Here is a 1,005-nt window from a genome sequence, read left to right as displayed (position 1 = left end):
GAGGTCGAGTGCCCGGAACATATCCCATTCGGTGACGATCACCAGCGCATCGGCTCCCTGAGCGCAGCCATAGGCGTCCCGGGCATATTCCACGTCCGTCAGCATGGCGCTCGCGGCCTGCATGCCTTCCGGATCATAGGCCCGCACCCGGGCGCCGGCATCCTGCAGCGCCGTGATGATGTCGAGGGACGGGGCATCGCGCATGTCGTCGGTATTGGGCTTGAAGGTCAGGCCCAGCACCGCGATCGTCTTGCCGCGCACGGAGCCGCCGCAGGCCGCGATGACTTTCCGCCCCATGGCGCGCTTGCGCTGGCTGTTGACCGCCGCCACCGTCTCCACGATGCGGATGGGGGCCGCGAAGTCCTGTGCCGTCTTGATCAGGGCCAGTGTGTCCTTCGGGAAGCACGAGCCGCCATAGCCCGGGCCCGCATGCAGGAACTTCGAGCCGATGCGGTTGTCGAGACCGATGCCGCGAGCCACGTCCTGCACATTCGCGCCGACCTGCTCGCACAGGTCGGCGATCTCGTTGATGAAGGTGATCTTCGTGGCCAGGAACGCGTTGGCCGCATACTTGGTGAGTTCCGCCGTGCGCCGGGACATGGCCAGCACCGGGGACTGGTTGAGATAGAGCGGCCGGTAGATCTCGCTCATCACCCCCTGGGCGCGGGGGTCGTCGGTGCCGATGACGATGCGATCCGGGCGTTTGAAATCGGCGATGGCCGCGCCTTCGCGCAGGAACTCCGGGTTGGAGACCACGGCGAACTCCGCGTTGGGCCGGGTTTCGTGGATGATGCGCTCGACCTCGTCACCGGTGCCCACGGGCACGGTGGATTTGGTGACCACCACCGTATAGCCGTCCATGGCGGACGCAATGTCGCGGGCGGCCTGGTAGACATAGGAAAGATCGGCATGGCCATCGCCGCGGCGGGAGGGAGTACCGACTGCGATGAACACCGCCTCGGCGTTCTTGACGGCCTCGGACAAGCTGGTGGTGAAGGTCAGGCG

At 66.4% G+C, this 1,005-nt stretch carries 1 protein-coding gene; it reads right to left on the bottom strand.

Features of this window, described 5'->3' with window-relative positions; all coding sequences use genetic code 11:
* A partial coding sequence (locus DC522_RS33705; protein WP_133239464.1) for a UDP-glucose/GDP-mannose dehydrogenase family protein occupies positions 1 to 1,005 on the bottom strand: 1,005 nt, incomplete at both ends.

It is taken from the genome of Microvirga sp. KLBC 81, from assembly GCF_003075415.1.
In the GTDB taxonomy this organism is placed as follows: Bacteria; Pseudomonadota; Alphaproteobacteria; order Rhizobiales; family Beijerinckiaceae; genus Microvirga.
Note: the sequence above shows the minus strand (reverse complement) of the source record. Positions and strands in the feature narration are given on the sequence as shown.